At 51.5% G+C, this 25,824-nt stretch carries 27 protein-coding genes; 11 read left to right on the top strand and 16 right to left on the bottom strand.

Annotated features, from left to right (window positions below; genetic code table 11):
* Positions 1-107 precede the first annotated feature (107 nt).
* A complete protein-coding gene (locus tag BQ6873_RS11115; protein WP_231949440.1) occupies positions 108-1,208 on the bottom strand; it encodes a PQQ-dependent sugar dehydrogenase in 1,101 nt (366 codons plus the stop codon).
* A gap of 256 nt (positions 1,209-1,464) precedes the next feature.
* Positions 1,465-1,719 (bottom strand): DUF6139 family protein, encoded by a 255-nt coding sequence (locus BQ6873_RS11110; protein ID WP_076592702.1) that lies wholly within the window; start codon positions 1,717-1,719, stop codon positions 1,465-1,467.
* A gap of 339 nt (positions 1,720-2,058) precedes the next feature.
* Between BQ6873_RS11110 and BQ6873_RS11105 the strand changes: the two genes are divergently transcribed.
* Positions 2,059-2,268 carry a hypothetical protein gene (locus BQ6873_RS11105; RefSeq protein ID WP_076592701.1) on the top strand — a complete coding sequence of 70 codons (210 nt, stop codon included), beginning with the start codon at positions 2,059-2,061 and terminating at the stop codon, positions 2,266-2,268.
* Here the strand turns inward: BQ6873_RS11105 and BQ6873_RS11100 are convergent.
* The 6 genes from BQ6873_RS11100 to BQ6873_RS11075 form a co-directional block, all read right to left on the bottom strand.
* Positions 2,233-3,045, bottom strand: coding sequence for a ParA family protein (locus tag BQ6873_RS11100; protein WP_076592700.1), 813 nt, complete (start codon positions 3,043-3,045; stop codon positions 2,233-2,235). The genes BQ6873_RS11105 and BQ6873_RS11100 overlap by 36 nt on opposite strands.
* Positions 3,046-3,204: 159 nt before the next feature.
* Positions 3,205-4,737: a PepSY domain-containing protein gene (locus tag BQ6873_RS11095; RefSeq protein WP_076592699.1), complete on the bottom strand. Its 1,533-nt coding sequence runs from the start codon at positions 4,735-4,737 to the stop codon at positions 3,205-3,207.
* A gap of 12 nt (positions 4,738-4,749) precedes the next feature.
* On the bottom strand, positions 4,750-6,942 hold the full coding sequence (locus tag BQ6873_RS11090) for a TonB-dependent receptor (protein ID WP_076592698.1): 2,193 nt from the start codon (positions 6,940-6,942) through the stop codon (positions 4,750-4,752).
* 206 nt (positions 6,943-7,148) lie between these two features.
* The gene (locus BQ6873_RS11085) at positions 7,149-7,544 is read right to left on the bottom strand and encodes a DUF2946 domain-containing protein (RefSeq protein ID WP_076592697.1); all 396 of its coding nucleotides are present in this window, start codon (positions 7,542-7,544) and stop codon (positions 7,149-7,151) included.
* A gap of 41 nt (positions 7,545-7,585) precedes the next feature.
* Positions 7,586-7,819 carry a hypothetical protein gene (locus BQ6873_RS11080; RefSeq protein ID WP_076592696.1) on the bottom strand — a complete coding sequence of 78 codons (234 nt, stop codon included), beginning with the start codon at positions 7,817-7,819 and terminating at the stop codon, positions 7,586-7,588.
* Positions 7,820-7,899: 80 nt separating this feature from the next.
* A complete protein-coding gene (locus tag BQ6873_RS11075) occupies positions 7,900-8,292 on the bottom strand; it encodes a DUF2946 domain-containing protein (RefSeq protein WP_083664449.1) in 393 nt (130 codons plus the stop codon).
* Positions 8,293-8,481: 189 nt separating this feature from the next.
* On the opposite strand from BQ6873_RS11075, the gene BQ6873_RS11070 reads away from it, so the two are divergent.
* From BQ6873_RS11070 to BQ6873_RS11050, 5 genes are all read left to right on the top strand, one after another.
* Positions 8,482-9,120, top strand: coding sequence for a DUF2238 domain-containing protein (locus tag BQ6873_RS11070; protein ID WP_076592694.1), 639 nt, complete (start codon positions 8,482-8,484; stop codon positions 9,118-9,120).
* Positions 9,121-9,201: 81 nt separating this feature from the next.
* Complete coding sequence (locus BQ6873_RS11065) at positions 9,202-9,834, top strand: glutathione S-transferase family protein (protein ID WP_076592693.1); 633 nt, start codon at positions 9,202-9,204, stop codon at positions 9,832-9,834.
* A gap of 43 nt (positions 9,835-9,877) precedes the next feature.
* Complete coding sequence (locus tag BQ6873_RS11060) at positions 9,878-10,435, top strand: DUF1003 domain-containing protein (RefSeq protein ID WP_076592692.1); 558 nt, start codon at positions 9,878-9,880, stop codon at positions 10,433-10,435.
* 11 nt (positions 10,436-10,446) lie between these two features.
* A complete protein-coding gene (locus tag BQ6873_RS11055) occupies positions 10,447-10,899 on the top strand; it encodes a YiiD C-terminal domain-containing protein (RefSeq protein WP_076592691.1) in 453 nt (150 codons plus the stop codon).
* A 184-nt stretch (positions 10,900-11,083) separates the two neighbouring features.
* Positions 11,084-11,422 (top strand): DUF3144 domain-containing protein, encoded by a 339-nt coding sequence (locus BQ6873_RS11050; protein WP_083664448.1) that lies wholly within the window; start codon positions 11,084-11,086, stop codon positions 11,420-11,422.
* A 106-nt stretch (positions 11,423-11,528) separates the two neighbouring features.
* On the opposite strand, the gene BQ6873_RS11045 is transcribed toward BQ6873_RS11050, so the two are convergent.
* Positions 11,529-11,831: an antibiotic biosynthesis monooxygenase family protein gene (locus BQ6873_RS11045; protein ID WP_076592690.1), complete on the bottom strand. Its 303-nt coding sequence runs from the start codon at positions 11,829-11,831 to the stop codon at positions 11,529-11,531.
* Positions 11,832-12,070: 239 nt separating this feature from the next.
* Here BQ6873_RS11045 and BQ6873_RS11040 point away from each other — a divergent pair, with 239 nt between their 5' ends.
* Together BQ6873_RS11040 and BQ6873_RS11035 are read left to right on the top strand one after the other, a co-directional pair.
* Positions 12,071-12,550, top strand: a complete 480-nt coding sequence (locus BQ6873_RS11040; RefSeq protein WP_076592689.1) for a CreA family protein — start codon at positions 12,071-12,073, stop codon at positions 12,548-12,550.
* A 26-nt stretch (positions 12,551-12,576) separates the two neighbouring features.
* Entirely contained in the window at positions 12,577-13,590 is a 1,014-nt protein-coding gene (locus tag BQ6873_RS11035; RefSeq protein WP_083664447.1) for an AI-2E family transporter, read from the top strand.
* A 29-nt stretch (positions 13,591-13,619) separates the two neighbouring features.
* Here the strand turns inward: BQ6873_RS11035 and BQ6873_RS11030 are convergent, their stop codons facing one another.
* Complete coding sequence (locus BQ6873_RS11030) at positions 13,620-14,861, bottom strand: TIGR03862 family flavoprotein (RefSeq protein WP_157889217.1); 1,242 nt, start codon at positions 14,859-14,861, stop codon at positions 13,620-13,622.
* 244 nt (positions 14,862-15,105) lie between these two features.
* Between BQ6873_RS11030 and BQ6873_RS11025 the strand changes: the two genes are divergently transcribed.
* The gene (locus BQ6873_RS11025) at positions 15,106-15,687 is read left to right on the top strand and encodes a DNA-3-methyladenine glycosylase I (protein ID WP_076592686.1); all 582 of its coding nucleotides are present in this window, start codon (positions 15,106-15,108) and stop codon (positions 15,685-15,687) included.
* Between the two features lie 683 nt (positions 15,688-16,370).
* On the top strand, positions 16,371-16,691 hold the full coding sequence (gene sugE / locus BQ6873_RS11020) for a quaternary ammonium compound efflux SMR transporter SugE (protein ID WP_076592685.1): 321 nt from the start codon (positions 16,371-16,373) through the stop codon (positions 16,689-16,691).
* Positions 16,692-16,730: 39 nt separating this feature from the next.
* Here sugE and BQ6873_RS11015 read toward each other — a convergent pair whose 3' ends face one another.
* The 4 genes from BQ6873_RS11015 to BQ6873_RS11000 all read right to left on the bottom strand — a co-directional run bounded on the left by BQ6873_RS11015 (position 16,731) and on the right by BQ6873_RS11000 (position 21,693).
* The gene (locus tag BQ6873_RS11015) at positions 16,731-17,243 is read right to left on the bottom strand and encodes an SET domain-containing protein (protein ID WP_076594077.1); all 513 of its coding nucleotides are present in this window, start codon (positions 17,241-17,243) and stop codon (positions 16,731-16,733) included.
* A 314-nt stretch (positions 17,244-17,557) separates the two neighbouring features.
* Positions 17,558-19,309, bottom strand: a complete 1,752-nt coding sequence (locus tag BQ6873_RS11010; protein WP_076592684.1) for a methyl-accepting chemotaxis protein — start codon at positions 19,307-19,309, stop codon at positions 17,558-17,560.
* A 78-nt stretch (positions 19,310-19,387) separates the two neighbouring features.
* The gene (locus BQ6873_RS11005) at positions 19,388-21,091 is read right to left on the bottom strand and encodes a methyl-accepting chemotaxis protein (RefSeq protein WP_076592683.1); all 1,704 of its coding nucleotides are present in this window, start codon (positions 21,089-21,091) and stop codon (positions 19,388-19,390) included.
* Positions 21,092-21,195: 104 nt separating this feature from the next.
* Positions 21,196-21,693: a chemotaxis protein CheW gene (locus tag BQ6873_RS11000; protein ID WP_076592682.1), complete on the bottom strand. Its 498-nt coding sequence runs from the start codon at positions 21,691-21,693 to the stop codon at positions 21,196-21,198.
* A 432-nt stretch (positions 21,694-22,125) separates the two neighbouring features.
* Here BQ6873_RS11000 and BQ6873_RS10995 point away from each other — a divergent pair, with 432 nt between their 5' ends.
* Positions 22,126-23,751, top strand: coding sequence for an NAD(P)/FAD-dependent oxidoreductase (locus tag BQ6873_RS10995; RefSeq protein ID WP_076592681.1), 1,626 nt, complete (start codon positions 22,126-22,128; stop codon positions 23,749-23,751).
* Positions 23,752-23,785: 34 nt separating this feature from the next.
* Here the strand turns inward: BQ6873_RS10995 and corA are convergent, their stop codons facing one another.
* Both corA and BQ6873_RS10985 read right to left on the bottom strand, forming a co-directional pair.
* Positions 23,786-24,751 carry a magnesium/cobalt transporter CorA gene (gene corA, locus BQ6873_RS10990; protein WP_076592680.1) on the bottom strand — a complete coding sequence of 322 codons (966 nt, stop codon included), beginning with the start codon at positions 24,749-24,751 and terminating at the stop codon, positions 23,786-23,788.
* Between the two features lie 103 nt (positions 24,752-24,854).
* The gene (locus BQ6873_RS10985) at positions 24,855-25,631 is read right to left on the bottom strand and encodes a M15 family metallopeptidase (protein WP_231949322.1); all 777 of its coding nucleotides are present in this window, start codon (positions 25,629-25,631) and stop codon (positions 24,855-24,857) included.
* Between the last annotated feature and the right edge of the window lie 193 nt (positions 25,632-25,824).

Below are 25,824 nucleotides of genomic sequence, written 5' to 3'. Positions count from 1 at the left end.
GTAACGGTGCTTAAAACAGTACTGAAAATCGCATGGGAAGCGGATTAAAGCCGTCGATGCAAAGCGTAAATTTAAACGCTTTGCATGCGAAAGATGGCAAAACGAGGTTAAGGTGCAGGCACCAAGCGCAGCACTTGCCCGCGCGCTTCATCTGTCACTATATACAGCAAGCCATCCGGTCCTACACGTACATCGCGCACGCGTTGTTCCAGATCCGGCAGCAGACGTTCTTCCTGTACCACTTTGCCATCCTTGATTTCCAGCCGCGCCAGATAGCGGAACTTGAGCGAGCCTACAAACAGATTGCCTTGCCACGCTTTGCCGTATTTATCGCTGTGCAGGAATGCCATGCCGGATGGTGCGATCGATGGCGTCCATTGGTAGAGCGGTTGTTCCATGCCTGCTTTGGTAGTTAGCCCTGCGCCGATTTTGCCACCGCCGTAATTTTCACCGTAGGTGATGATGGGCCAGCCGTAGTTCTTGCCGGCTTGTGGGCGATTGATTTCGTCACCGCCTTGCGGGCCGTGTTCGTGCATCCACAATCTGCCATCCGGTCCCAGCGTCGCGCCTTGTGAGTTGCGATGGCCTATGCTCCAGATTTCTGGCAGCGCACCGACTGTGCCGACAAATGGATTGTCCGGCGGTACCGAACCATCCTTGCGTATGCGGATGACTTTGCCGTGATGATTGTCCAGCGTTTGCGCATCCTGCATGCGACTGTAGCGGTCGCCCAGCGTGAGGAATAAAGTGCCGTCGTTGTTCTCGACGATGCGACAGCCGAAGTGGGCACGGCTGGCGAACTTGGGTTGCTGGCTGAAGAGTACTTTGACTTGCTCCAGCTTTTTTAAATCGTTCGACAAACGCGCTGATGCCAACGCGGTGGAGTTGCCACTGCCGCCAGTGTGGCTATTCGCTTCTTCGCTGTAGCAAAAATAAATGATGCGATTATCGGTAAAACGACTGTCGGTAATCACATCGAGCAAGCCGCCCTGACCGCCGACTTCTATCTTCGGCAAACCAGTCAACGGTGCCGAAAGTGCTGCGCCTGCTTGCGCGATGCGCATATTCCCCGAGCGTTCGGTCACGAGCATGCGATTGCTATCGATGAAGGCAACGGCCCACGGATGATCCAGACCTTGTGCGATGACTTCGGTACGTATCTTGTTTGTCGATTGTGCAAATGCATCGCCCGAGGTCATGCACATCATCGCTCCCAGCATGCAGATGACTTGCGACCAAGGTGCGCGTGTTGCGTAACGGTGCAGAGAGAATGATGGTGTGTGCATGCTGGCCCACCGATATAAAAACCGCCCGGCGGGTGCCGAGCGGATTAATTAGATTGCTGCAGATGTGGTGTACAGCGTAGTGCACAGTGTGCGAACACCATCGTATGGTGTTATCCGGCGCGAGTGGATTCAGGGCGCGTTGTGGGCTGTGACATCTGCTACGGTTTTATTAGATATTTTATGAAGGGCGAGGTGGTTTACTCGGCAGTGCTTTGACGCTGGTGATGGCATATCCCTTTGCATTGATTTGTCCAAATGGATTATCAATCGCAAAGTCTGCCAGGTGCGTTGCATTGTCTGCGAGATCGACGCTGCGATCTGTCGGTTCCCAATCGGTGTTGACGACTTCTTCTGGAAGTAATCGGCCTTCCGGCACTGCGAGGTATGAAAAGTGGCCTGCGTGTTCTGCTCTCCGGTAAATATCTATGCGCATGACAAGTCCTTGGAAAAATGAGTGGGGGTCTTGTGCGACCTTACATAGCGACAAAGGTTGCGTCATCAGCATAGCCGATCTTTTTGAAACAAGATGGCGTGATATTTGCTATGGATTGCTGCCTAGTAAGGTTTTTTTGATAACTGAGATGGCAGTTGGCTAAAAGTTAGAGTTTTGCGCGTAGATAGTCGCTTTTTTGCACAAAATAGGGACATTTCTGTTGCTGTAGGTTACGTTTCGGCAACCAAATGCTTGACTGCGTGTTAATCTGCCAATTCGTTGCGCCAGATTGGTGACATACGCGAACTGCTCCATTTGTGCGAAGTGTAGGAGGTGGTCATGTTGAAATACGATTTTTCAGTGAAGACGCGCGAAGGCCAAAAGCTTGAAAGCATAGTCATCGGCGGTATGGATCGTGGTGATGCAGAACGCAAGCTGCGACAAATGTATCGACATTGCGAAGTCTTGCGTTGCGATATCAAAGGCGCTGTTCAGCGACCGGGCATTGCGCAATCAGTCGACGATATCTTGACGCTCATCTCGCGCTGAATCTGGCTGCTGGATAAAGCCGTCGGCTAGTAGTTCATCGAGCAAGGTTTCGTAATCCTGCGCACCGCGGCTGTTCGGTGCGTGCTCAAAAATGGTTTTGTTGTGCGCAGGACTCTCAGCGAGGCTGACGTTCTCTGCAATGCGAGTGCGACAGACATCGGCACCGAACTTCTCTTCCAGCACTTTCAATACTTCCCAGGCCATGCCGCGTCGTCCATCGAAGCGCGTTAACAAGTAACGCCGATTGACGCGACGCTTCAAGACCGGCTCCAGTGCACGCAAGGTTTTTTCGATTTGCATCGCACCTTTTGCTGACAGATGATCGGCTGATACCGGCACGATCAGACTATCGCAGGCAAAGATGGCATTGAGCGACAGCACGCCTATCAGTGGACAACAATCGATCAGTACCGGCGTATTCGGATCGTGGAATTTTTCTGCGCGCAATGTGGCGTTGAGCATATTGACGATGTTGTAGCCTTTGCCGAACAGCGTATCGACCTTGGATAATTCCATGTGTGCGGGAATCAGGCCGAGGCCGCTGGTGGCGGACGTTTGCACTAACTCTTGCAGTGGGCGATTACGCTGGAACAGACTGAGGATGGTGTCGTCGCCGGAGTTTGCCGTGATGCCGGCAATGGCGCTCAAGTGGGCTTGTGGATCGAGGTCAATACCGTAGGGACGGCAACCGCGCCGCGCCAACGCAGCAGCTAGATTCAGTGCAGTGGTGGTTTTGCCCACGCCGCCCTTCTGGTTGAATACCGTGACTATCGTCATAAGCTTTCCGCCTCTGTTACTGCTATGCATATTTGTATGCAGTTTCAGAATAGTAACATTCGCTTATTTCTAATCATCAAGTATCGCTACACAATTCTATGCAAGAGATATCGTGACTGTGGAGTGCGCGGTTTACTTAAGGTGTATTTAACTCGAGTTTTAAACTGCTCTGAGTTTTTTCCCTAATCTGCGCCATCCAATAATGACACCGGTAATGCTGAGTGTCGCGCCCCCCAGACTCAATATGATCAGTAGTATGTCCCATAGCGGACGTCGGTCCAGCAGTGGTAGCCAATCCCAGCTATGCAGCATCGCAAAGAGCCAGCGACTTGTGCGTTTATGGCTGTCGATCTTGCCCAAGACTAAGCCTGTATGCGGATCAATGTGTACCCAAGTAGCGTGCGGATCATCAAAAATCACACGGAGTATAGGTAAAGGCTTTTCGCTGCCACCGCCCATCGTGTGAGGTTCACGTGCGTAGTAATACAGATCGTAATGATCAAGTTGTTCGACACTTGCCACCGATGCTGGCAATAGCTGTCGTGCACTGGCTAGCAATGCATTCTGATCAATTGTTCGCGCTGTTGCGCTGTGACTATCCAGTAGTGAAGGTGCACCTACTGCGCCATAGGCGAGTACGGTGGAGAGCCCAAGGTTATGCGTCCAGCGCAATTCACGAACAGGGTGATCAATAGCGGCTAGCAAGTTTTTCGGTGCTGCATCTTGCGTTGAAATCGTCAGTGGTCCGCCTTGCATTAATTCTGTGCGTAATGGTTGCGCGCCACTGTCAAAGATGCGCCAGGGATTCATGGACATCAGGCCGCTGAAAATCCACGTGATCGTGATCACTGCAAAGAGCAAGCCTGCGATGTGATGCCACTTCATGATTCCATTTTGATAGGGCGAATGCGAGCCATTGCGATACGGCCTGGAAAATCGCCAACGCGTGATGCCGACTATCGTCCCGGTGATCGCGGCTACGATGCCGAGGATGGATAAGTAGATAACGATATCCGTCCAATAGGCGTTAAAAACATTGCCACGAAACGGATAGAGCCAGTGTATCCATGCGCCTGCATAGTTCCAGATACGCTCGTTGCGGGTTGCATCTCTTACGACCTCCCCCGTTTTGCCCGAAACATAAACCAGCGTCGCATCCTGGTCATTGATTTCTATTCGATGCAGCGGTCTATGCGCATCAAGTGCGCGTGAGTGAGTAAATGCATCTTCATCCACGCTATCAAGGTAACTGACGGTGGTGCCCTTGCCTGCATAAGCGGCAGCGCTGGCAAGCGCATGTTGAACATCTACATTGCGCAAGCGCTCGCCGCTTTGCGCATCGATGACTACCGTACTACCTACACGAGCGGGTTGCTTGCTACCCATTGCATCTGATTTCTTGTTCGTGGGGGAAATCAGATAAACCGGTTTACCCGCACTCGCATTAGCCAATCGCAATTCAGATAGGGGACCCGTGATGCCAGCAGCATCAAGTGCCTGCTTGGGAGAAAGCAAATTGAGCTGTGCATCAATAGGTGGCAAGTGTTGCAGGCGTTCCCGTTCCGTGAGTTTGGGATAGCCGACATACATCATCACTACGCCCGAGATAAACCACATCGCAAAGAAAACGCAAGCGACAATACCTAGCCACCTATGTACAAGAAACAAATAACGTTTCAAGCGGATCCGCATCAATTTCTCCGATTAAAAAGTGATACGCAGCGTCACGTCTGCAGTGCGTGGTGCACCAAGATAGGCAGAGGCGGCAGTGCTGCTAACGCTGGTGTTGGCAGCATAGATTTTATCGGTGGCATTACGGATACGTCCTATCAAGGAGACATTACGATTGATCTGATAAGCCAGGCCGAGATCAAGCAGTGTGTAGCTTGGCCAAACCATCGTGTTTGCAGCATCGGCATAGACTTTACCGACACGGCGTATACCCATGCTGGCTTGTAGAGCCGGCGTAATTGCATATGATGTCCACAGATTTGCTACGGTCGCTGGTATGTTGGTTGGGGTATTGCCCGCCAGAGAAACGCCGCCTTGTCTGAAATCTTCGTACTGCGCATTGACGTAGGTAAAGTCAGCGCGTACTGCCCACTGGCGTGTCGCTTGCAAGCCGACTGACAGATCAATACCCTTGGCGCTTTGTTCTCCCACCAGTATCGTCAGCGCACTATTGTTGGGATCTTGGGTCGCGATGTTCTTGCGGGCGATACTGTAGATGGCTGCCGTCGCACTTCCTTTTCCTTGCCAGAAATCCAGCTTGGCGCCGATCTCTAACTGACGTCCTGTTGTGAGTTCGGTATTGGTGATGGCATTCGCAAAAGACGCGGTTGCAAGTGAGCCTGCCGGTGGATCGGCTGCCGTTGCGTACTGTATATAAGTCATTGCGTTTGGTGTGATGTCCCAGACCAGACCAACACGACCTGTCGTGGGGTTATAACTGCGCTCATAGCTCGCTGGATTACTGGCGTTCACAACACCACGATTGATCAAGTTCAAATCGATACGTTCATGACGCAATGCCGTTACGAGATTTAACGCTGGTAGCAGAGATGTTCGATTTTCCACGTACAAGGCGGTGGTTGTAACCTTGTTTGTCATGCTTGGCACAAAACCCGGCGTCATACCTGGAATATCAAAGAAGTTCTCTGTCACAAAGTTGTAGGGATCAACCGTACTCACCGTTCCCGGCAAACTTTTCGGAAAGCGAGTCTGTTTGTTTAATGCCATATCCAAACCAAAGGACCAATCGCTGCGGAGTCCTGCGAGCTCACCTTTATATGTGCCATCAATTCGATTGCCGACTACGCGTTGATCATGCCGTTGTAGGAATGCACCTGAGCGTATGACTTGTGTATTGTCGGCATTAAAACGGTAAGTCTCAACGTTACGGTAATCGCGCTGAGCATCATAAGCGTAAAAAGTATTCTTGAAATGCAGCGCATCATTGACTTGCAAATCAGTGATCGAACGCAGCCATTGCACACGTTGTTTATAAATACCATCGGCGCTGTTGTAGTTTTTGAAGCGCGTGCCGTCATCTATCCGCAAGGTACCAGCAATTGGATTTAGCAAAGGCGTGCCCCAATAAGGACGATCAACCACATCATTCTGATATTCATACGCCAGAGTATGCGTAAGGCCTCGTCCGAAGTCTGACAGCAGTGAAGTTGCCAATTGGGTGGAATGTGTTTTAGTGCCATCCGTCCATCCATCCGAATGGTGATCATTCAAATCGATACGCAAATAATGTGATGGCGTCCCTGAATCATCACCTGCTATACGGCGATTCAATCCGATGGATGCCTCCTTCAAGCCCTCGCTTCCTACACGTACGCGCCCCTCGGAAACATCGTCACGTTGAGCGATCTTGGTAATGTAATTGATCGAACCACCAACGGCACCGGCACCGTATAAGAAACTAGACGGCCCACCGATGGCTTCGACGCGATCATAGATCCAGCTATCGACTGCCCGGTTCGCGATCGTGTAGTTCAAATCTATACCGTTGTACAACTGGCTGACCGAGCCACCGCTGAAGCCGCGATAACGAACGGTAATATTGCCGGGCGCGTTGTGCGCGCTTACGCCCGGAATTGCCTTGAGAATTTCCTGCGTATCTTCTGCGCCGCGTGCATCTATGGTGGCTCTATCGACCACGGTTACTGTCGCAGGTGTTTCGCGCGGTGTCAGACCTAGGCGGCTACCGGTAGTCGTCGGTGTATCCAGATTGATGATGCCGTTTGCCATAGGTGCTGCCACCTCAACAACAGGAAGGGTTTTTTCGGCTGTCGATTGTGCGTGCACCGGACGCATAGGCATCGCCGTCGCAGAAAACAGCACGGCTAGCAAAAGAGCTGTCTTTGCAGGTTTAAAAGAATGTGCCATCCGCGTGTAGTCATGGTTGCAAATGTTAATAACGCGAGAAGACGCGTAACGATCAGGCACGGAAAATAATATTGTTCGTTGTGAAAATCTTGATGAAGACATGTCTACTTTCTTTCCTGAATAAATATAGGTAACGCCTTGCGGCATTGGGTGCTTCACTCATCATCGAAACATCGTGCTGTTGTTCGACGGGCGTAAAGCGCTAGTCAGGAAAGAAAGGGCGGTGCGCGCGACTGTGCCGTTGTCCATATAAAAAGTGGCTGAGGCGATTGATAAAACAGCGATGGCAACATGAACTCGCTAACGGCACGCGGTATCACATACTCGCTGGAAGGCGGCAAACCAAGCGCGCCGGCATGGTTCAAACAATACGGACAATCTTCCATATGCAAACCGTGCTCGCCCGGCGCAGAAGAATCAGATGGTTGATTATCTGTTTGAATAAAGCGCATGCCATCGGCTGAGCAAATTTCAGCCCACGACGTAGCTTGCTTACCCTTTGCATTCAGTGCATGCGAAATCGAGGGCGCTAGCGAACCAAACAAGATCACAAGCAATGTAATCCAGCTCACAAGGACAAGGCGATAAGGACGCGATGTCATGTCAGTCGCCTAGCTATTCTGATAAAGAAGTTCATGCTTTCTTATTGGGCAGAATGACTGGCTATGCCAAGTGCCGCACGGCTCGTGATGACGCACGATGGTGCGCATTTAACATGAGCGTTCAGAGCCGGAAGTGGCACGAGCTGCATTTCGACCGCATGGCCGAGCGACGATGGCGATGCGAGTGACGCATAGCGATAGATGCTGAATAACAGCGCGGCGATGACCAGCGCGATCAGATTGAGGGTGATGACGAATTTACGGCGAGTTGACATGGCGAACTCCTGTTTCGATATGAAGATACACCGACAGACGAACGCCATCAGGCGCACGCGCTATCGGTACTCAGCAACGATCAGGAAAAAGCCGGAGGAGCGCGCGGTTGCGCAACGACCCATGCGTACAGCGGGCGCGATGCTTGATAAAACAGAGGAGGAAGAACGTGGTCACCACTGACGACCGGCATGGCGAAGTCAGCAGAAGGCGGCAAACCGAATGATCCGGCGTGCGTTAAACAGAAGGCGCAGTGCTCGAGGTGCATGGCCTTTTCAGCCGGTGCAGGCGCTTGCTGATTCTGGTCGTTATCGACCTTCATCATCTTGCTGCCTTCCACGGTACAAATTTCTACCCAGGCATTCGGTGCGCCTTTGGCGGCAGCAACAGCGTGAGAAATCGAAGGCGCAAGCGATGCCAGCAGAATCGCAAAACATGCGATCCAGGTAGCAAATCTATGAGTGGCTTTCGTCATTCTCATTACAAGGTATCGACGGAGAAAAAGATGTTTAGGTGCTTACTCAATGCTTGAGCGTAGCGGCGACTTTGCGGCGTATTATAGTTTGCCTTCCATGAAATGGGTAGTTAGGTCGATTTCGCTGTTGCGCATTGCAGACTTAATGTTAAAACATCACATCATGCAAATTAAGGAACGCCTGGAACAATGAACACTCCTCATCCTGTTACGCCACAACAAACGCGACTGTTGGCCGCTGCAGCTATTTTGCTTGTTGTGCTGGTGATCTCTGGCATCCGTCCTTTGGATCGTGCGACGTGGTTGATGGAAGTCATGCCGGTGTTGATTGCACTGCCAATTCTGGCTTGGTCGTACAGGAGTTTCCCGTTAACGCCCTTGTTGTATGGCCTGATTTTCATACACGCGCTGATCTTGATCATCGGCGGTACGTACACTTATGCACATGTTCCGGCCGGTTTCTGGGTACAGGATTTGTTTTCACTTGCGCGTAATCCCTACGACAAGCTCGGTCATCTTTGGCAAGGTTTGGTGCCGGCTTTGGTGGCGAAAGAAATTTTTGTGCGCAGGGAATTTGTCTTCGGCAAGAAAATGGTCGCCTTCCTGTCGATTTGCGTCGCGATGGCTATCAGTGCCTGGTATGAATTGATCGAATGGTGGGCAGCACTCATCATGGGACAAGGCGCGGATGAATTCCTCGGTACGCAAGGTGACCAATGGGATACGCAATCCGATATGTTCATGGCATTCATCGGCGCAACAGTGGCAGTTGTATTGCTGGCCAAACTGCATGACAGGCAAATCGCCAGATTAAAAGAATGTAGCTAACAGGAACTGTAAAAAGCGAGCTGCTCGCATACGATGTAAGCTCGCTAGTCGTCTTTATTAAAACAAAGAGGAGCATTCGACATGAGTACTGATCGTCACGTTACCTTATTCCATTCACCGAATACGCGCTCGACTGGCACATTGATCATGCTGGAAGAACTGGGCGCTGATTACGATTTGCATGTTTTGAATATCAAAGCTGCAGAACAGCTGGCGGCTGATTATGTGGCGATCAATCCCATGGGTAAGGTACCGGCGATTCAGCATGGCGATGCCTTGATTACCGAGCAGGCTGCGATTTATATGTATTTGGCGGATCTGTATCCCGAAGCAGGTTTGGCACCGGCAATCGGCGATCCTTTGCGCGGTCCGTATTTGCGCTGGATGGTGTTTTACGGTTCCTGTTTTGAGCCTGCACTGATTGATTTTTCGCAGAAGCGCGATCCTGCGCCGAGGGGACTGAGTCCTTATGGCGATTACGCGACCGTCATCAAAGCCGTGAACGATCAATTAGCCAAAGGCCCGTATATATTGGGCGACAAGTTCACGGCGGCAGATGTGCTGTGGGGCATCGCCTTGAACTGGACCACGAAGTTCAAGTTGCTGGAGGTAACGCCGGTCATACGTGAGTATATCGATCGCATCGTTCCGCGGCCGGCAGTGAGACGGGCACGGGCTAAAGACCTGGAGTTGTTGGCAGCACAAACAAGCTGATTGAATACTTTGCATATTACTCAACCTGAAGCGGGAGTAGAACATGCATAAGCACGATGACGCTGCCAAGAAGCTATTTGGCAAATCCTACGATCAGTTGGACGAGAGCGCCAAAAAAGTCACGCATCATGTTATCGAGCGTACGCACATTGCCAGAGATGTCGGCAAGGATGCTGATGCAGTAACGAGTCGCGGTCAACGCGCAGCAGATGCGGTTGCATCGTTTGGCGGTTCGTGGACTTTCATCGGTTTGTTTGCGGCGGTGATGGTTGTCTGGGTATTGCTGAACTCCTATATCCTGCTTCGACATGACAAGGCCTTCGATCCTTATCCTTACATCTTGTTGAATCTGGTGTTGTCTATGCTGGCAGCGATACAAGCGCCTATCATCTTGATGTCGCAGAATCGGCAGGCCGAGAAAGACCGTCTGACGGCACAACACGATTACGAAGTGAATTTGAAGGCCGAGTTGGAAATCATGCTCTTGCATGAGAAGCTGGATATGCTGCGGGAAGGACAGTGGAGCACCTTGCTGGATATTCAAAAAGAGCAAGTTGCATTACTGAAGAGCCTGATTGAGAAAAATCGACCTGCCGGATAAAAGGATAGACCTTGAACCAACAAGTACTTCAGCAATATCTGCACGAGCAAATTCCTTTATCGCAAGCGATGCACGTTGAAGTACGCAGTGCGCAACTGGAGGAAGTGATACTCGCCGCACCGCTGGCACCGAATATCAATCATCAGGCAACCGTGTTTGGCGGCAGCGCCTCCGCCGTGGCGATACTGGCAGCATGGTCCTTGTTATACACGCGACTCAGGCATGAAGGTGTCAACAGCAATCTCGTCATACAAAGCAATACGATGCAGTATCTATTGCCTATCAATGGCACGTTCATGGCGCGCTCGTATTTGGAAGAAACGGCTGACTGGCCGCGGTTTATGAATATGCTGATCCGCAAAGGACGCGCACGGATGTCGGTTACGTCCGTGCTGGAATACGAGGGCCGGGAAGTAGGCAAGTTGCAGGGCGAATTTGTGGCGTTCTTGGTTGAGGAAGACTGATTGCAGATTTCCAGGTCTTGTCTGACCTCAAGAGCGCATTTCCTTTTTTAAGATATAGTGCTGCTCACGCAAGACCGCAGCGGCTATCGCTATCGTGGATAGTGCCTTGAAGATGGCATTTTTGCACTAGGCGCATGCGAACTATTTCCAATCTGAATCACCCTTATTTCATACTTTTTAAATCATGAGCACCGACAACTTCAACGCAAAAGATGTGACCCGTCCAACCGGTAAAGCACCGGATCCTAATGCCAAGTTTTGGGATATCGCTGATACCTTCGTTCATTTGGCGAATGAAAACTGCAAAGGTGCAGATCGCGGCCAGGTTTGCGCTGCGATGATGTACGCGGCAGCGCGCTTCAATGCATTTACCGCTTCAGTCGATGCGCCATCGGCAGACATGTTCAAATCCGAACTGAATCCTGCCATTGCTTACTTCCGTGGCGAATTTGAAAAAATGCTGCAAGAAAATTTCCGCGATTACGCTGAAAATTTCAAAAGCTACCATCCAGAAAAAGCGTGATGTGCGTTTGATCGTGTAATACGGTCAGTGCATTAAAAAAGCCTCCTTGCTGTCGCGTGACAGCAAGGAGGCTTTTTTGTATTCGTAGTCGCTGATTGTCTGGCTATTACGCCGATTTGGACAAAATGTTGAAATGTTCAACAACTGGCGGCGAGGCAAAGAATGGGCCGACAATCGCGCGCCAATCCTGGAATGCCGGCGAACCACGGAAATCAACGGTATGGTTTTCCAGTGTTTCCCAGTAGATTTGCACGACGTAGCGTTCTGGCGTTTCTATGCATTTGTTGATGACGTGCGACTTATAGCCTTTTGCCTTGGAGATCACTTGTTCCAGGCCGCGTTGTACGGCCGCGTCAAATTCGGTTTGCTGGCCTGGCGGGATGCGGATATCGACGAGTTCGAGAATCATGTTTGCTTCCTGTAGAAGTTTTGAGGATGCGGAATTATTACATGTTGGCTGTTGTGCTGCATCTGTCGCGGTTTTTGCTCTTGTGAGCTTTTGATTCAGTGTGTCCAATTTGTTTGGGCTTGCTACTGGTCAGTTCCGGGCTATATGCGTAATCTGTCTGTATTGCAAACCGGTTGAGTGCTCTTGAAGCGCAGCCTTATGTACTCATCTTGAGTTAAACGATTAAGCGAAAGAACACCATGCAAAAAATTCTTGCAGGAATCATGTTGGCGGCTACGGCGGTGTTGGCGGTGCCGGTACATGCGCAACAGATCGGTGAAGTCAGCACGGCATTTCGCTGGCTAGGTAAAAATGATCGTATCGTGATCGAAGCGTATGACGATCCCAAGGTGTTGGGTGTTTCCTGCTTTGTATCGCGGGCGCGTACTGGCGGTGTGAGCGGTACGGTAGGTTTGGCGGAAGATACGGCGGATGCATCGATCGCCTGTCGTCAGGTTGGTGACACCTTAACCTTCAAGGGAAAATTGCCGCAGCAGGAAGATGTCTTCTCCGAGCGCCAATCAATCTTGTTCAAGCGCCTGCATATCGTGCGCGTGGTTGATCCGGTGCGTAATACCTTGGTGTACCTGACGTATTCGGACAAGTTGATAGACGGCAGTCCGAAGAATGGTGTGACGGCAGTGCCCGTGCCGCGCAACAATCCGATTCCGTTGAAATAATCTCTTTCACCTCACCTGCTCCAATCATGAACGATCAAAATAAAATCAGTCCGGTTGTGATTGCCTCTTATCTATTGGCAGCAGCGAGCTTGCTGTTGGTCATGCATCAGGGTTTGCTGGCGGCCTTGTTCTCCGGCTTGCTGGTGTATTCACTGGTGCAATTGCTGGCCCCTAAATTAAGCAAGAAACTGGTGGGGCAGAGAGCGCAAGTGGTCGCGGTTGCCTTGTTGAGTATTTTGATCGTGACTTGTCTGGCGGTGGCGATCTGGGGCGCGATTACATTTTTTCGTAGCGATGCCGGTCGCATTTCGGTGTTGTTGCAGAAAATGGCAGACATACTGGAAGCCTCGCGCAGCCAGATTCCTTTATGGATAGCCGCGTATATCCCGGTTGATGCGGCAGCCTTGCAAACCATGATCACGAGCTGGCTGCGTTCGCATGCACTGGAAGCACGCTCGATGGGGAGTGAGGCAGGTCGAATTTTTGCCCATATTTTGATCGGGATGATCATCGGTGCGATGGCTGCCTTGTACGACACGACAACGACACGCGTCTATAAGCCTTTGGCTGAAGCACTGCATGCACGCATGGTGATCTTGCACGATTCCTTCCGCAATATTGTGTTCGCGCAGGTGCGGATTGCCGGTATCAATGCGGTGCTAACTGGTATCTATCTGATCATCGTGTTGCCATTGGCAGGTATCGAATTGCCGCTGCGTAAAACCATGGTGGCGGTGACCTTCTTCGTCGGCTTGTTGCCGGTGATTGGTAATCTGATTTCCAATACGATATTGGTGATTATCGGTTTATCGCATTCGCTGCATACGGCATTTGGTTCGCTGATATTCCTGATGACGATACACAAGCTGGAGTATTTTCTGAATGCGAAAATCATCGGTCAGCATATCAATGCACGTACTTGGGAATTGCTGACGGCGATGTTGGTGATGGAATCGATCTTCGGGATTCCCGGCGTGATCGCAGCACCGGTGTTCTACGCGTATGTGAAGAAAGAGTTGAGTGATCGCGGCTTGGTGTAAGCGCGAGCAAACAATTCTTTCTTATCGCATTACTTTTGCGCTTGCAGCCATGCGACTGCGCCGATGCCAGCAGCGCGTCCGCTGGCAAAACAGGCTGTGAGTAGATAGCCGCCGGTAGGCGCTTCCCAATCCAGCATCTCGCCCGCACAAAATACGCCAGGCATTGCTTGCGCCATTAATTGTTCATTCAAGGCTTCAAACACGACGCCGCCGGCGCTGCTGATCGCTTCATCAATAGGACGTGCTGCAATCAAGCGTAGCGGTAAAGCCTTGATGGCGGCAGCGAGTTTGTGCGGCTGCGCATAATCTGCCTTGCTTACGCATTCATGCAACAGCCCTGCTTTGACACCGGCGATGCCGACTTTGCTTTGCAGATGACTGGCGATCGAACGCGAGCCGCGTGGGTGCGCAACTTCCTCCATCACGCGTTCCAGCGTTTTACCTGGAGCGAGGTCTAGTGTCAGTATTGCTTCGCCTTGTGCGGCTATCTGATCACGCAAGTGTGCCGACAGTGCATAAATCAAGCTGCCTTCAACACCTGTTGCCGTCACGACGAATTCGCCCTGCCGTTGATGTGTGACGCCGTGCATATCGACACAGCTTGCAACGACAGGCTTGATAGGCTGACCGGCAAAACGCTCCTGGAAGTGCGTACTCCATGCTATGTCGAAGCCGCAGTTGGCTGGTTTCAATGGTGCAGTCGTTATGCCTTGTTGCTCCAGTAATGGTACCCATGTGCCATCGGAGCCGAGTCTTGCCCAACTACCGCCGCCAAGTGCGAGCACGATTGCATCGGCTTGGACCGTCAGTTCTCCGTCCGGTGTATTGAAGCGCAGGCTGTGATCATCATTCCACCCTAACCAGCGATGTCGCATATGGAAGCGCACGCGAGTGTCACGCAGTCGCTTCAGCCATGCACGTAATAAAGGTGCGGCTTTCATATCGGTGGGAAAGACACGACCGGAGCTGCCGACAAAGGTGGGTATGCCCAAGTCGTGCACCCATGCGCGCAATGCTTCCGGATCGAAGGTTTGCAGCATGGGGGCAATCTGCTGCGCGCGCGCGCCGTAGCGCGACAGGAAGGGTTCGCTTGCTTCGGTATGTGTGAGGTTCATGCCGCCTTTACCGGCCAGCAGGAATTTGCGGCCGACGGATGGCATCGCATCGTACAGATCGACGCTGATGCCGTGAGCAGCCAGAACTTCGGCCGCCATTAAACCGGCCGGGCCGCCGCCGATAACGGCAACTGTACGTGTTTGTAGATTCGACATCATGCCCATCTTGCGCGGAGAGTGAGCGCGCTATGTAGCGATTGTGGATGAAGGGCTAGGGTAAAACGCATGAGATTCCAGTCTGGATGCCGGATGGCAGAAATTGCTGCGCCATCCATAGAAGGCGCCATTCTTGATCAAGGCAGGGATTTGTACAAGCCTTGTGCAAAACGATGAGCTAGCGCGCATGGGCGATAATGATGCATCACTGACGCCGTTTCTCAACTAATTCTATTTATCGAACATGACACTTACTCGTTGCAGTTGGGCCAATCCAGCCAATCCTCTCTACCTCGCATATCACGATGAAGAATGGGGCGTGCCTTGCCATGATGAAACACGCTTGTTTGAAATGCTGAATCTGGAAGGTGCACAAGCAGGACTGAGCTGGTCGACGATACTCAATAAGCGCGAGACTTATCGCGCGGCCTTTGATCAGTGGGATGCAGAAAAAATAGCGCGTTACGATGCGAAAAAAGTTGCCTCGCTGCTAGCCGACCCAGGCATCGTGCGCAATAAACTGAAAGTGGCTGCTACTATTACCAATGCGCAAGCTTATCTGCGCTTGCGCGAGGAAGTCGGCGGGCTGGATCCATTCTTGTGGGCGTATGTAGATGGCAAGCCACTAGTGAATGCGTGGCTTAGCGCGAAGGAAACACCGGCAAAGACAGAATTGTCAGATCGTTTGTCCAAAGATCTGGCCAAGCGCGGTTTTAAATTCGTAGGGTCGACCATCATTTACGCCTATATGCAGGCTATCGGCATGGTGAATGATCATGCGGTTGATTGCTTTTGCCATGTCTCGCCAAAAAGAGCGAAAAAATGAGTATCTGTATCGATTAGGCAAAAAAAAGCCCGCACAGGAGGCGGGCTGAATCTATATCAAAGGAGGAGACATAGAGGAGACAACTGAAGTATAAGGACGGCCGTGTTATCAGGCTACTTTCCTTTTATGATATCGGACATTCACAATGTGAATACCATGGGATGTGATCATTTTGATATGTCAGCAGTTATGTCAGTGAATTGCTGCATGTAGCCAAACGTAATTGCTTAATTCTATAATTCTGGGCAAAAAAAAGCCCGCGCAGGAGGCGGGCTAAATCTATATCAAAGGAGGAGACATAGAGGAGACAACTGAAGTATATGAAGTATTGCCGCGTCGCACCAATTTCCTTTTCAAATAACAGATATAGATTATTTGCATAAGATGATCTTTTCGGCCTCGTTCCTGAATCTACGGGGCTGTAAAAGAGAGTAACTACTCGCATAAGTTCTTTTTCCCTGTTGTTTCAGCCGCAGCATGCCGGTTGCAAGCATGTCAGTTTGCCGATTTTACTCGGCACAAGATCCATATTTCTGGCTTAGCGCATATTTTTGCACTATAATGGTGCGATATATATGCCGCCATGTATCTCGCATGTTCGCTGGCAGAACAAGGAAGTGGGGACGACCCCACCGCTCCATCAACATTCGGGGACGGCCTTTGACTTTATAGGAGATCTATTCATGTCTTGGCTTATTCTCGTAATCGCAGGCGTGCTCGAAGTGGGATGGGCAATCGGCCTCAAATATACCGAGGGCTTTACCAAGCTATGGCCTACTGTTGGTACTGTGCTTGCAATGGTGGTCAGTGTTGCTTTGCTGGGCATCGCCATGAAGACTTTGCCGGTAGGAACTGCGTATGCGGTCTGGACCGGTATCGGTACGGTCGGTACGGTAATCCTGGGAATGGTATTGCTGGGTGATGCGGTAACTGCAGTGCGTATTTTCTGTATCTTGCTGATTGTTTGTGGCATCGCAGGTTTGAAAATTTTCAGCCCAGGCTGATTCCATAAAAAAACCGGAGCCTTACTCCGGTTTTTTTTATCAGTCTTTCTTCTTTTTCTTTGAGCGTTTCTTTTCTTTTGGCGCCAACATCGTATTGCGGCAGGTTTCTGCGCCACAGCGACATTCGTAGGCTTTCTTGATTTCTTTGGTTTGGCGTTCTTCTACGATCAAACCGTAGTCGTAGTTGAATTCTTCGCCACGCTTGATATCGCGCAAAGTATAGATAAAGACCTGACCATCTTCTTCGCGTGCTTCACAATTTGGTTCGCAAGCGTGGTTGATCCAACGCGCATCGCTACCGTCTACGCCACCATCGATCAATTTTCCATTTTCCAGACTGAAGAAAAACGTGTGATACGGATTTGCCGGATCGGCGCCATGTCGTTTGGCCGCTTTCTTGGCACTGATGCGTTCGCCTTCATATTCGACCAGCAAGGTATCGGCCGGTATTTTGCGTGTGGCGAAAACGCCGCGACCGTGGATGGGTGAGTTTCTGACGATGAAGGCGGGTTTGTCTGATGCTGCGGACGGTGTCTTGCTCGATTTGGTCATGTTGAATCTGATGGCGAAAGAATGAGTTGGTTCAGGCTTGCTTGGTTTCGACAAACGTTTGCAAGAAGCGTTCCACTTGCTACGCGCACTATTGTCACTCAATACGCGTGGAACGACAATTGTCTGTGCCGGATTGCGTGGCAATCAGTGCGGAATTGATACGATGTTATGCAGGTGAGCGACGCGACATCAACGTGTCATAAAAAAATGCATGCAAATCAAACCACTTATTCCTTGCTAAGGATGGTTGTGGATGACGTGCATGCAACGTGATAGTGCAGCGGATAGCAATCCGCCGAGATCAAACTAGTTGTTTAAAACTCTTCCCAATCATCACCGTTCTTGTCGACCGTAATCGGTTTTTGCGGTTGGCTAGCTGCTTTGCGTGCAGCGGCAGGCGGCGTTACTGGTTTGCCAGGAGCAGGAGCTTCGATCTCATGCGTCGATGCGCTAGACGCTTGTATTCGAGGCGCGGAGTATGTGGCCTCGTGCTCATTCAGGCGGAAGGTGCCGACCGCGCGGGACAATTCGACTGCTTGATCCTGCATGCTTTGCGCAGCTGCAGCAGCCTGTTCTACCAAGGCGGCGTTTTGCTGTGTCATTTCATCCATCTGGCTGATGGCGCGATTCACCTGCTCGATGCCGGCGCTTTGTTCCTGACTGGCAGAAGTGATTTCATTCATGATGTCGACCACGCGTTTGATCGAGGTGACGATTTCACCCATAGTGACGCCAGCTTGATCAACCAGTTTGCTACCGATATCAACTTGGCCTACCGAGTCGTCGATCAGAATCTTGATCTCTTTAGCTGCACTGGCGCTGCGTTGTGCCAGATTGCGCACTTCGCTGGCGACGACGGCAAAGCCGCGACCTTGTTCGCCAGCACGTGCGGCTTCGACCGCTGCATTCAGCGCGAGGATGTTGGTTTGAAATGCGATGCTGTCGATAACACCAATGATGTCGACAATTTTGCGTGACGAGGCATTGATGGAGCCCATCGTATGCACAACTTGGCTGACGACACTGCCGCCCTTGACTGCGACTTCTGAGGCCGAGACGGCAAGTTGGTTCGCTTGACGTGCATTATCGGCATTCTGTTTGACGGTTGAGGTCAGTTCTTCCATCGAGCTGGCGGTTTCTTCCAGCGAACCGGCTTGTTCTTCCGTGCGTGAAGAGAGATCCTGATTGCCGACTGCGATCTGGCCTGAAGCCGTGGCTATAGTGTCTGTCGATTGCTTGATCTTGCCGATGACTTCGGTCAGTTGATATTGCATCTGCTTGATGGAATACAGCAAGCTGCCGGCATGCGCTGAACGTGTTTCCACTTCGCCTGTCAGATCGCCATCGGCAATGCGACTCACGACGGCTGCGGCGTAACCAGGCTCACCACCTAATTGACGCGCCAATTGACGTGCGACCAGCATGCCCAAGCCAACGCTGACGATAATGCCGGCCAGTGCCAGTACAGCGATCAATAGACGTGATGTTTGGTACGTATTGCCGACTTGATCCACGCTGGCCTTGGCGCGCTGGTCGCTGTAGCGCACCATGTCTTGCAGCACTTTTTCAACGCCGCGCGAGCTCTTCAGCAATTGCGCGCTGTTCTCACTCACGTTGCCGTCGAATTGAGAGTTATCCAAGGACTGTTTGGAAATCAATGCGATGAAATCCATCAGACCTTGTTTCAACGGTGGCATCAGGCTTTCATATTGCTGATAAAGCTCCTGCCCTTCCTTGGTGTCTTGAAACAGTGGTTTGACTTTGGCGAGTTGCTCTTCAAGATGCTGCAAAGAGCTCGTCAATTCCTTGATGCCGGCGTTGCGATCACTGCGAGTAGAGGCCGACAGCAGCGTCATCTGGGCACGACTGGCGTAGATCAGATCGATGTTGGCTTCCTGCGCCGCCTTCAATGCGTGCAACTCATTGTTGTACAGACTTTCGGTCGATGCATTGATGTTGCTCATGTGAAAAATACCAAGTGCACCGATCGCACCACCTACTGCTGCGACTATCAAAAAACAAAGAATAAGTCTGACCGTTACGCGTAATTGTTGAAACCACTGCATATTTCTCTCCTATGAATTCAGAACCGCAGAACCGTGTTCGTTACTGCAAGATGTGATGGGACGGTGGGGCGGGTTTCTTTAGAATTCTTTCCAATCGTTGTCAGTACCCGTAGCCATGGTGAGCTTGGGCGTTGCTGTCGCGTCCTGCTCGTGTCGCGCAGGCAGGATCTTGTTTTTTGTTTTAGCAGTCGCACTGGAAATCGGTGTAACGCGGGCATGCGTTGTCACTTCTTGTCTGTCGGTACCCAGTTTGAATACGCTCACGACTTGCGACAGACTGCCGGCTTCTTGTTGCAGCGCTACTGCTGCTGCGGCCGCTTGTTCTACCAGTGCGGCATTCTGTTGCGTGACTTGATCCATTTGCGCAATGGCTTGGTTCACTTGTTCTATCCCGGCAGTTTGTTCCTGACTGGCGGCGGTGATTTCGCTCATGATGTCGGTCACGCGTTTGACGCTGTTGACGATTTCTTCCATCGTCTTGCCGGCTTGCGTGACTTGCAGGCTGCCCTCTTCTACTTTGTGTACAGAGTCACCGATAAGCGCTTTGATTTCCTTGGCGGCGGCGGCGGAGCGTTGTGCGAGATTGCGTACCTCGGACGCCACCACTGCAAAGCCGCGACCTTGTTCGCCGGCACGTGCGGCTTCAACTGCGGCATTCAAAGCCAGGATGTTGGTCTGGAAAGCGATGCCATCGATGACGCCGATGATGTCGACGATCTTGCGTGAACTATCCTTGATGGAGCCCATCGTTTGCACGACATCACTGACGACCTGGCCACCCTTGACGGCAACTTCGGAGGCGGAGGCTGCCAGTTGATTTGCCTGCAGTGCATTGTCTGCATTCTGGCGCACGGTTGAGGTCAGTTCTTCCATCGAGCTGGCGGTTTCTTCCAGTGAACCTGCTTGTGATTCTGTGCGGCTGGACAGGTCGGCATTGCCGGAGGCGATTTCGCCGGAAGCGGTGGTGATGGTTTCTGTGCCATGTCGTACTGCGCTGACGGTTTTGGACAAGCTGTCATTCATATCCTTGATCGCTTGCAGCAACTGCCCGGTTTCGTTGGATGATTGCACTCTGATCTGTTGTGTCAGATCGCCGGCGGCAACGCTCTTGGCAACCTGCACTGCTTCGCGCAGCGGACGCACGATCAGACGTATCAGCCAGAAGGCCATGAAGGCGGCAAGCAATACGCCGAAGGCAATGAATCCGAGCGAGAGATTACGTACCAGGGTGAAGCGTGTTTGCGATTCCTCGAATTCTTTTTTTGCTTCCTGCAATTGAAAGTCGATCAAGCCGTGTACATCATCACGTACCGGCTTGACTAACTCTTCCATCGGGCCGTTGACGATTTCAGTCACGCGCAAGACATTGCCGCCGCGTGATGCTGCAATGGCTGGCAGCAATGCTTTGTCGAGAAAAATTTTGTGGCTGGCAGAAAATTTGTCAGCCAGCTCTTTTTCAGCTGGTGTCAATTTAGTCTGCATGTAGTCGGCGAAGGCCTTGTGAATTTCCTTGGTGCGTTTTTCTATCGCATCCATTTTCGGTATGACCAGGTTGGGATCACCGTAAATCGATGCGGCCAAATCGAGTTGATTGATGGTCAGCAGTGTGATGACGACATTCAATTCTCCCAGTGCCACCGTGCGATCTTCATACACGCTCTTCAAAGCCTTGTTGGTCGTGTCCAGCGAGGTCAGTCCCAGCGCGCCAGTTGCAATCAGCAAGATGGATAGAATCCCCATCGCAAACAAGAGTAGCGATTTGATCGTTATATTCTTTAACATATGTATCCCAAGCAAACAGGTTGTAGTTGGAGCAGGGTAGTCGCAGATGATTGTGCTGCAGGCGCGAACCCATCCGCAGGGATGGGTTGGACGTGACTGGGGCTTTACAACGCGTGCTGTTCGATCAAACCCATTTCGTTGCTGGACATCAGCTTGTCGATATCGACCAGAATCAACATGCGCTGATCGACGGTGCCCAGGCCAACCAGATAATCGGTAGCCAGTGCGCCGCCCATTTCCGGTGCAGGTTTGATTTGCTCAGGTGTCAAGGTAATGACGTCGGACACGCTATCGACCACCATGCCCACCACGCGACCGCCGATGTTGAGTATCACGACAACGGTAAATTGATCGTAAGTCGGTGAGCCGAGATTGAACTTGATGCGCATGTCGATGATAGGCACGATGATGCCGCGCAGATTGACGACGCCCTTGATGAAGTCGGGAGCATTTGCGATGCGCGTGACGGTATCGTAACCGCGCAGTTCCTGCACTTTTTGTATGGAAACGCCGTACTCTTCGTTACCCAGTGTGAAAGATAAAAATTCCAGCGATTCGCCTGACATTGCATCGGTGACGGATTGTGTGCTGTTTGCGGCCATGTGCACCTCCTTGCAGTCTCTGTTATGCGTTCTGAGAACGTCTATTTTTAACGGATAGTTGCGGTTGCTGTAAGGCCCCTGTAAGGCTGTGGCCTTGCACTGATTCACCTTAAACAAATAGTTTCCATGAGTCAACGACGGTTACGATTTCGCCGTATTTGTACATGTATGCGTTGCGCGGCTGAAAAAGTTAGTTTTTCATAGAGAAGTGTTCGCGTATTACAAGAGCAGATTTCACATGTTTTGCACATCTGACATGTCTGAAGAATCGAAAAATATTGTTAAATCATGATTTCGCATATGTAGCGTGATGCATTGCGCGGATTTGTTCGGTACGCGGTCTTTGTCTTCGAATAAAAACGAGTGGAGTAAAATAGCGCGCTGCCGACCGACATAGGCAGAAGATTTTTACAAGATTGGCTAGAAACAAGCATGCTGCGACTCACTGACGTTCAACTCCCTTTAGACCACTCCGAAGAAGACCTGCTAGCCGCGATTATTGCGCGACTTGGTATCAATGCAGGCGACCTGATCAAGCACACGGTTTTTCGTCGTGGTTACGATGCGCGCAAGAAAAACGCGATCGTGATGGTCTACACGCTCGATGTCGAAGTACGTGATCAAGACCAGCATGCGAAGCGCTTGCAAGGCAATCGTCACGTCACGATTGCGCCCGACACCAGTTACCATTTTGTGGCGCAAGCGCCTGCCGACCTGACCATGCGTCCGGTCGTGATTGGTTTCGGCCCTTGCGGCATTTTCGCCGCGCTGATTCTGGCACAAATGGGTTTTCGTCCGCTTATTCTGGAGCGCGGAAAGGAAGTGCGCGAACGCACCAAAGATACCTTCGGTTTGTGGCGCAAACGTGAACTGCATCCGGAATCGAATGTGCAATTTGGTGAGGGCGGTGCCGGTACTTTTTCCGACGGCAAGCTGTGGAGTCAGGTAAAAGATCCCAAGCATTACGGTCGCAAAGTACTGATGGAATTTGTGAAGGCTGATGCGCCGGAAGAAATCATGTACGTCAGCAAGCCGCACATAGGTACTTTCCGTCTGGTGAAGATGGTCGAGCTGATGCGTGAAGAGATCGTCAGGCTGGGCGGCGAATTCCGTTTCGAGAGCAAGGTCGATGATATTGAAATCGCAGACGGTAAGGTTTGCGGCCTCAAACTGGCTGATGGCTCGCATATAGAAACCGATCACGTTGTCTTGGCTATCGGTCACAGTGCGCGCGATACTTTTGAGATGCTGCACGCACGTGGCATTTACCTTGAGCCGAAAGCGTTTTCTATCGGCTTTCGCATTGAACATCCACAATCACTGATCGACGCATGTCGTTTGGGGCCGAACGCCGGCCATCCGGTCTTGGGTGCAGCCGATTACAAACTGGTTTATCACGCCAGCAATGGCCGTTCGGTTTACAGCTTCTGTATGTGCCCGGGCGGTACGGTTGTTGCCGCATCTTCCGAGCCAGGTCGCGTCGTCACTAACGGCATGAGTCAGTACTCGCGCAATGAGCGTAATGCGAATGCAGGCATCGTGGTTGGCATCACGCCAGCCGATTATCCTGGTCATGCTTTGGCCGGCATGGAGTTTCAACGTCAGTGGGAATCACGCGCGTTCGAACTTGGCGGCGGCAATTATGATGCGCCGGGGCAGTTAGTGGGTGACTTTATCGCAGATCGTCCTTCGACGGAATTCGGCTCTGTGATGCCGTCATACAAACCGGGCGTCAAGCTTGGCGATTTGAATACGTCATTGCCGAGCTACGTGATAGCCGCGATACGCGAAGCATTGCCGGCATTTGAAAAACAGATCAAGGGATTTTCGATGAACGATGCGGTGTTGACCGGTGTGGAAACACGTACCTCATCGCCGATTAGCATCAAGCGTAACGACGACGATTTGCAGAGCATCAACACGCGCGGTTTGTTCCCCGCCGGTGAAGGTGCTGGTTATGCCGGCGGCATTATGTCGGCGGCGATCGACGGCATACGTGTAGCGGAAGCCGTTGCGCTCAGTATGTTGGAAGGTATTGCGCGCGGTACAACGAAATAAAACTTGGCTCTCGTTGCCGCGCGGTTTTGCTTAGCTATAGCCAGCCGGATTTTTTGAAGCGGTAATACAGATAGCTGCAGACGCAGACCACCAGCAGCACTGAGATGGGGTAGCCGTACTTCCAGTCCAGTTCCGGCATGAACTTGAAGTTCATGCCCCACAGGCCGAAGAAGGCGGTAGCCACCGCAAAAATCGCAGCCCATGCGGCCAGACGTTTATTCACTTCACTTTCTTCAATCGTCACCATCGACAAGTTAACCTGAATCGCAGTGGCGGCGGTTTCGCGGATCGCGTCGGTCAGCGCATTGATGCGATACAGATGATCGCCGACATCGCGAAAGTAATCGCGCGTGCTTTCGCACAGTACCGGTACGCGTCCGCCAGATAATTTTCCGACCGCTTCCATCAGTGGTGCAACCACGTGCTTGAGCATCACCACTTGTCGTTTCAGATCGTATAGACGTTCGATGTTCAGACGCGCCAGACCTTTTTCAAAAATCTTGTCTTCGATCTTTTCCAGTTCGCTTTCCAGACTTTCCACCACCGGGAAGTAGCGATCGACTACCGCATCCATCAAGGCATACAGCACGAAGGCCGAGCCTTTGCGCAATTGCTCCGGCTCCTGTTCGCAACGTGCGCGCACACCAAGGAAACCTTGATTGCTGCGATTGCGTACTGACAAGACATAATTCTTGCCGGTGAAAATATCGATCTCGCCTATTTGTAATTCGCCATCTATCATTTCCGCAGTCTTGACCACGGTAAAAAGCGAATCACCATATTCTTCTATTTTCGGACGTTGATGACCATTGCGCGCATCTTCCACCGCGAGCTCATGCAGATTGAATTCTTCCTGCATCTGTTCCAGCTCTGCCGGTTCTGCATCTTTCAACGCAACCCAGACGAAGCAGTCTGGACGTTGCAGATAGTCACTGATTTCCTCGATGGGAATGTCGGATAATTTATTGCCGTCCTGATAGGCGACGCAATTGATGAGCATGAATAAAGTCTCCGAAAATGTATATGTTCTTGAATGCCGGGTTTTGATGAGAGTACACACTCACCCTGCTGCTTCGTCAAGTCTTAGGTATAGATAGATGCGATTAAGGGCTGCCGCGTTCAACAGAAGTTGCACAAGTCGCCTGGGCGGCGATGCGATTCTGATCCTTGCGGCTTAGTACGCAGGAACGATAGCGCTCGACATACGCATTGAAAACGGCGCGCGCCTGCGTAACAGGCAAGGCCGCCAGACGTTCTGCCAAAGGGCGGCTGACTTGAAAATGCTGATAATCAATAGGTGCATCCCAGTTGCCGCCCCAGATCAAAAAGCCGTGCTCGGCAAAGACATCGACCACTTCTTCCGCCATGCCCTTGCGCGCAGGTTTGCCGGGACGGATGGACAGGCGATTGGCGTACTTGCTGCCGGCAGTCGGGCTGTAGACAGCCTTGCCGTCTGCTTCAAATTGCAGATACGGGTTTTGTATCGGATTGATATCGATTGCCAAACCATAAGCATGCAGCGATGGCGCGTTGCCGTTGGTGATGCGTCTGTCGTTAAAGGCGGAGGTGTTGTTGTCGCGCATGGCGGCCAGATCGTCGCCGTGGTAGTGGTCCATCAAGCGTGCGCCGGCGATAGCGAATTTGCGTTTCAATAGCGTATCGAAGATCGCTTGTACGTGTTCGGCTGCCGCTGCCATCACCATGATTTCGCCATCGTCACGCAATTTGCCATCGAAATCCAGATAGGAAAAATGCACGATGCGTAGTTGCGCACAAGTGACAGGCGCATCTTTTTGCAAGACGCCCTGCTGGCGCATCGTATTGCAGGCGTCGTTGCTGACTTCGCTGATGCGTGATGCGGCATGGACAGTGCTGACCATGCACAAGAGCAAGCAGGCAGCGTAGCGCAAAAGGTGTGGGAATCTGATCATGGAACACGGTAAATGTAGTGTGTCGCTTGCCGACGCAGGTGCGTGCAGCTGGATCATTATAAGAGCGCATGTTGTCAGTTGTGCCAAATCCGCTCTGGTTTTGGATAGAGCGGCGTAAAATGGCTGTTTCGTTGTTACTGCC

The organism is Herminiimonas arsenitoxidans, from assembly GCF_900130075.1.
GTDB classification, from domain to species: domain Bacteria; phylum Pseudomonadota; class Gammaproteobacteria; order Burkholderiales; family Burkholderiaceae_D; genus Oxalicibacterium; species Oxalicibacterium arsenitoxidans.
This window is presented reverse-complemented; position numbering and strand designations above follow the sequence as displayed.

Excerpts from the sequence above, each read along its gene's own strand:
- BQ6873_RS11115 (WP_231949440.1), bottom strand. The coding sequence starts at position 1,208 with ATGATGTGCATGACCTCGGGCGATGCATTTGCACAATCGACAAACAAG.
- BQ6873_RS11110 (WP_076592702.1), bottom strand. The coding sequence starts at position 1,719 with ATGCGCATAGATATTTACCGGAGAGCAGAACACGCAGGCCACTTTTCA.
- BQ6873_RS11105 (WP_076592701.1), top strand. The coding sequence starts at position 2,059 with ATGTTGAAATACGATTTTTCAGTGAAGACGCGCGAAGGCCAAAAGCTT.
- BQ6873_RS11100 (WP_076592700.1), bottom strand. The coding sequence starts at position 3,045 with ATGACGATAGTCACGGTATTCAACCAGAAGGGCGGCGTGGGCAAAACC.
- BQ6873_RS11095 (WP_076592699.1), bottom strand. The coding sequence starts at position 4,737 with ATGCGGATCCGCTTGAAACGTTATTTGTTTCTTGTACATAGGTGGCTA.
- BQ6873_RS11090 (WP_076592698.1), bottom strand. The coding sequence starts at position 6,942 with ATGGCACATTCTTTTAAACCTGCAAAGACAGCTCTTTTGCTAGCCGTG.
- BQ6873_RS11085 (WP_076592697.1), bottom strand. The coding sequence starts at position 7,544 with ATGACATCGCGTCCTTATCGCCTTGTCCTTGTGAGCTGGATTACATTG.
- BQ6873_RS11080 (WP_076592696.1), bottom strand. The coding sequence starts at position 7,819 with ATGTCAACTCGCCGTAAATTCGTCATCACCCTCAATCTGATCGCGCTG.
- BQ6873_RS11075 (WP_083664449.1), bottom strand. The coding sequence starts at position 8,292 with ATGACGAAAGCCACTCATAGATTTGCTACCTGGATCGCATGTTTTGCG.
- BQ6873_RS11070 (WP_076592694.1), top strand. The coding sequence starts at position 8,482 with ATGAACACTCCTCATCCTGTTACGCCACAACAAACGCGACTGTTGGCC.
- BQ6873_RS11065 (WP_076592693.1), top strand. The coding sequence starts at position 9,202 with ATGAGTACTGATCGTCACGTTACCTTATTCCATTCACCGAATACGCGC.
- BQ6873_RS11060 (WP_076592692.1), top strand. The coding sequence starts at position 9,878 with ATGCATAAGCACGATGACGCTGCCAAGAAGCTATTTGGCAAATCCTAC.
- BQ6873_RS11050 (WP_083664448.1), top strand. The coding sequence starts at position 11,084 with ATGAGCACCGACAACTTCAACGCAAAAGATGTGACCCGTCCAACCGGT.
- BQ6873_RS11045 (WP_076592690.1), bottom strand. The coding sequence starts at position 11,831 with ATGATTCTCGAACTCGTCGATATCCGCATCCCGCCAGGCCAGCAAACC.
- BQ6873_RS11040 (WP_076592689.1), top strand. The coding sequence starts at position 12,071 with ATGCAAAAAATTCTTGCAGGAATCATGTTGGCGGCTACGGCGGTGTTG.
- BQ6873_RS11035 (WP_083664447.1), top strand. The coding sequence starts at position 12,577 with ATGAACGATCAAAATAAAATCAGTCCGGTTGTGATTGCCTCTTATCTA.
- BQ6873_RS11030 (WP_157889217.1), bottom strand. The coding sequence starts at position 14,861 with ATGTCGAATCTACAAACACGTACAGTTGCCGTTATCGGCGGCGGCCCG.
- BQ6873_RS11025 (WP_076592686.1), top strand. The coding sequence starts at position 15,106 with ATGACACTTACTCGTTGCAGTTGGGCCAATCCAGCCAATCCTCTCTAC.
- sugE (WP_076592685.1), top strand. The coding sequence starts at position 16,371 with ATGTCTTGGCTTATTCTCGTAATCGCAGGCGTGCTCGAAGTGGGATGG.
- BQ6873_RS11015 (WP_076594077.1), bottom strand. The coding sequence starts at position 17,243 with ATGACCAAATCGAGCAAGACACCGTCCGCAGCATCAGACAAACCCGCC.
- BQ6873_RS11010 (WP_076592684.1), bottom strand. The coding sequence starts at position 19,309 with ATGCAGTGGTTTCAACAATTACGCGTAACGGTCAGACTTATTCTTTGT.
- BQ6873_RS11005 (WP_076592683.1), bottom strand. The coding sequence starts at position 21,091 with ATGTTAAAGAATATAACGATCAAATCGCTACTCTTGTTTGCGATGGGG.
- BQ6873_RS11000 (WP_076592682.1), bottom strand. The coding sequence starts at position 21,693 with ATGGCCGCAAACAGCACACAATCCGTCACCGATGCAATGTCAGGCGAA.
- BQ6873_RS10995 (WP_076592681.1), top strand. The coding sequence starts at position 22,126 with ATGCTGCGACTCACTGACGTTCAACTCCCTTTAGACCACTCCGAAGAA.
- corA (WP_076592680.1), bottom strand. The coding sequence starts at position 24,751 with ATGCTCATCAATTGCGTCGCCTATCAGGACGGCAATAAATTATCCGAC.
- BQ6873_RS10985 (WP_231949322.1), bottom strand. The coding sequence starts at position 25,631 with ATGGTCAGCACTGTCCATGCCGCATCACGCATCAGCGAAGTCAGCAAC.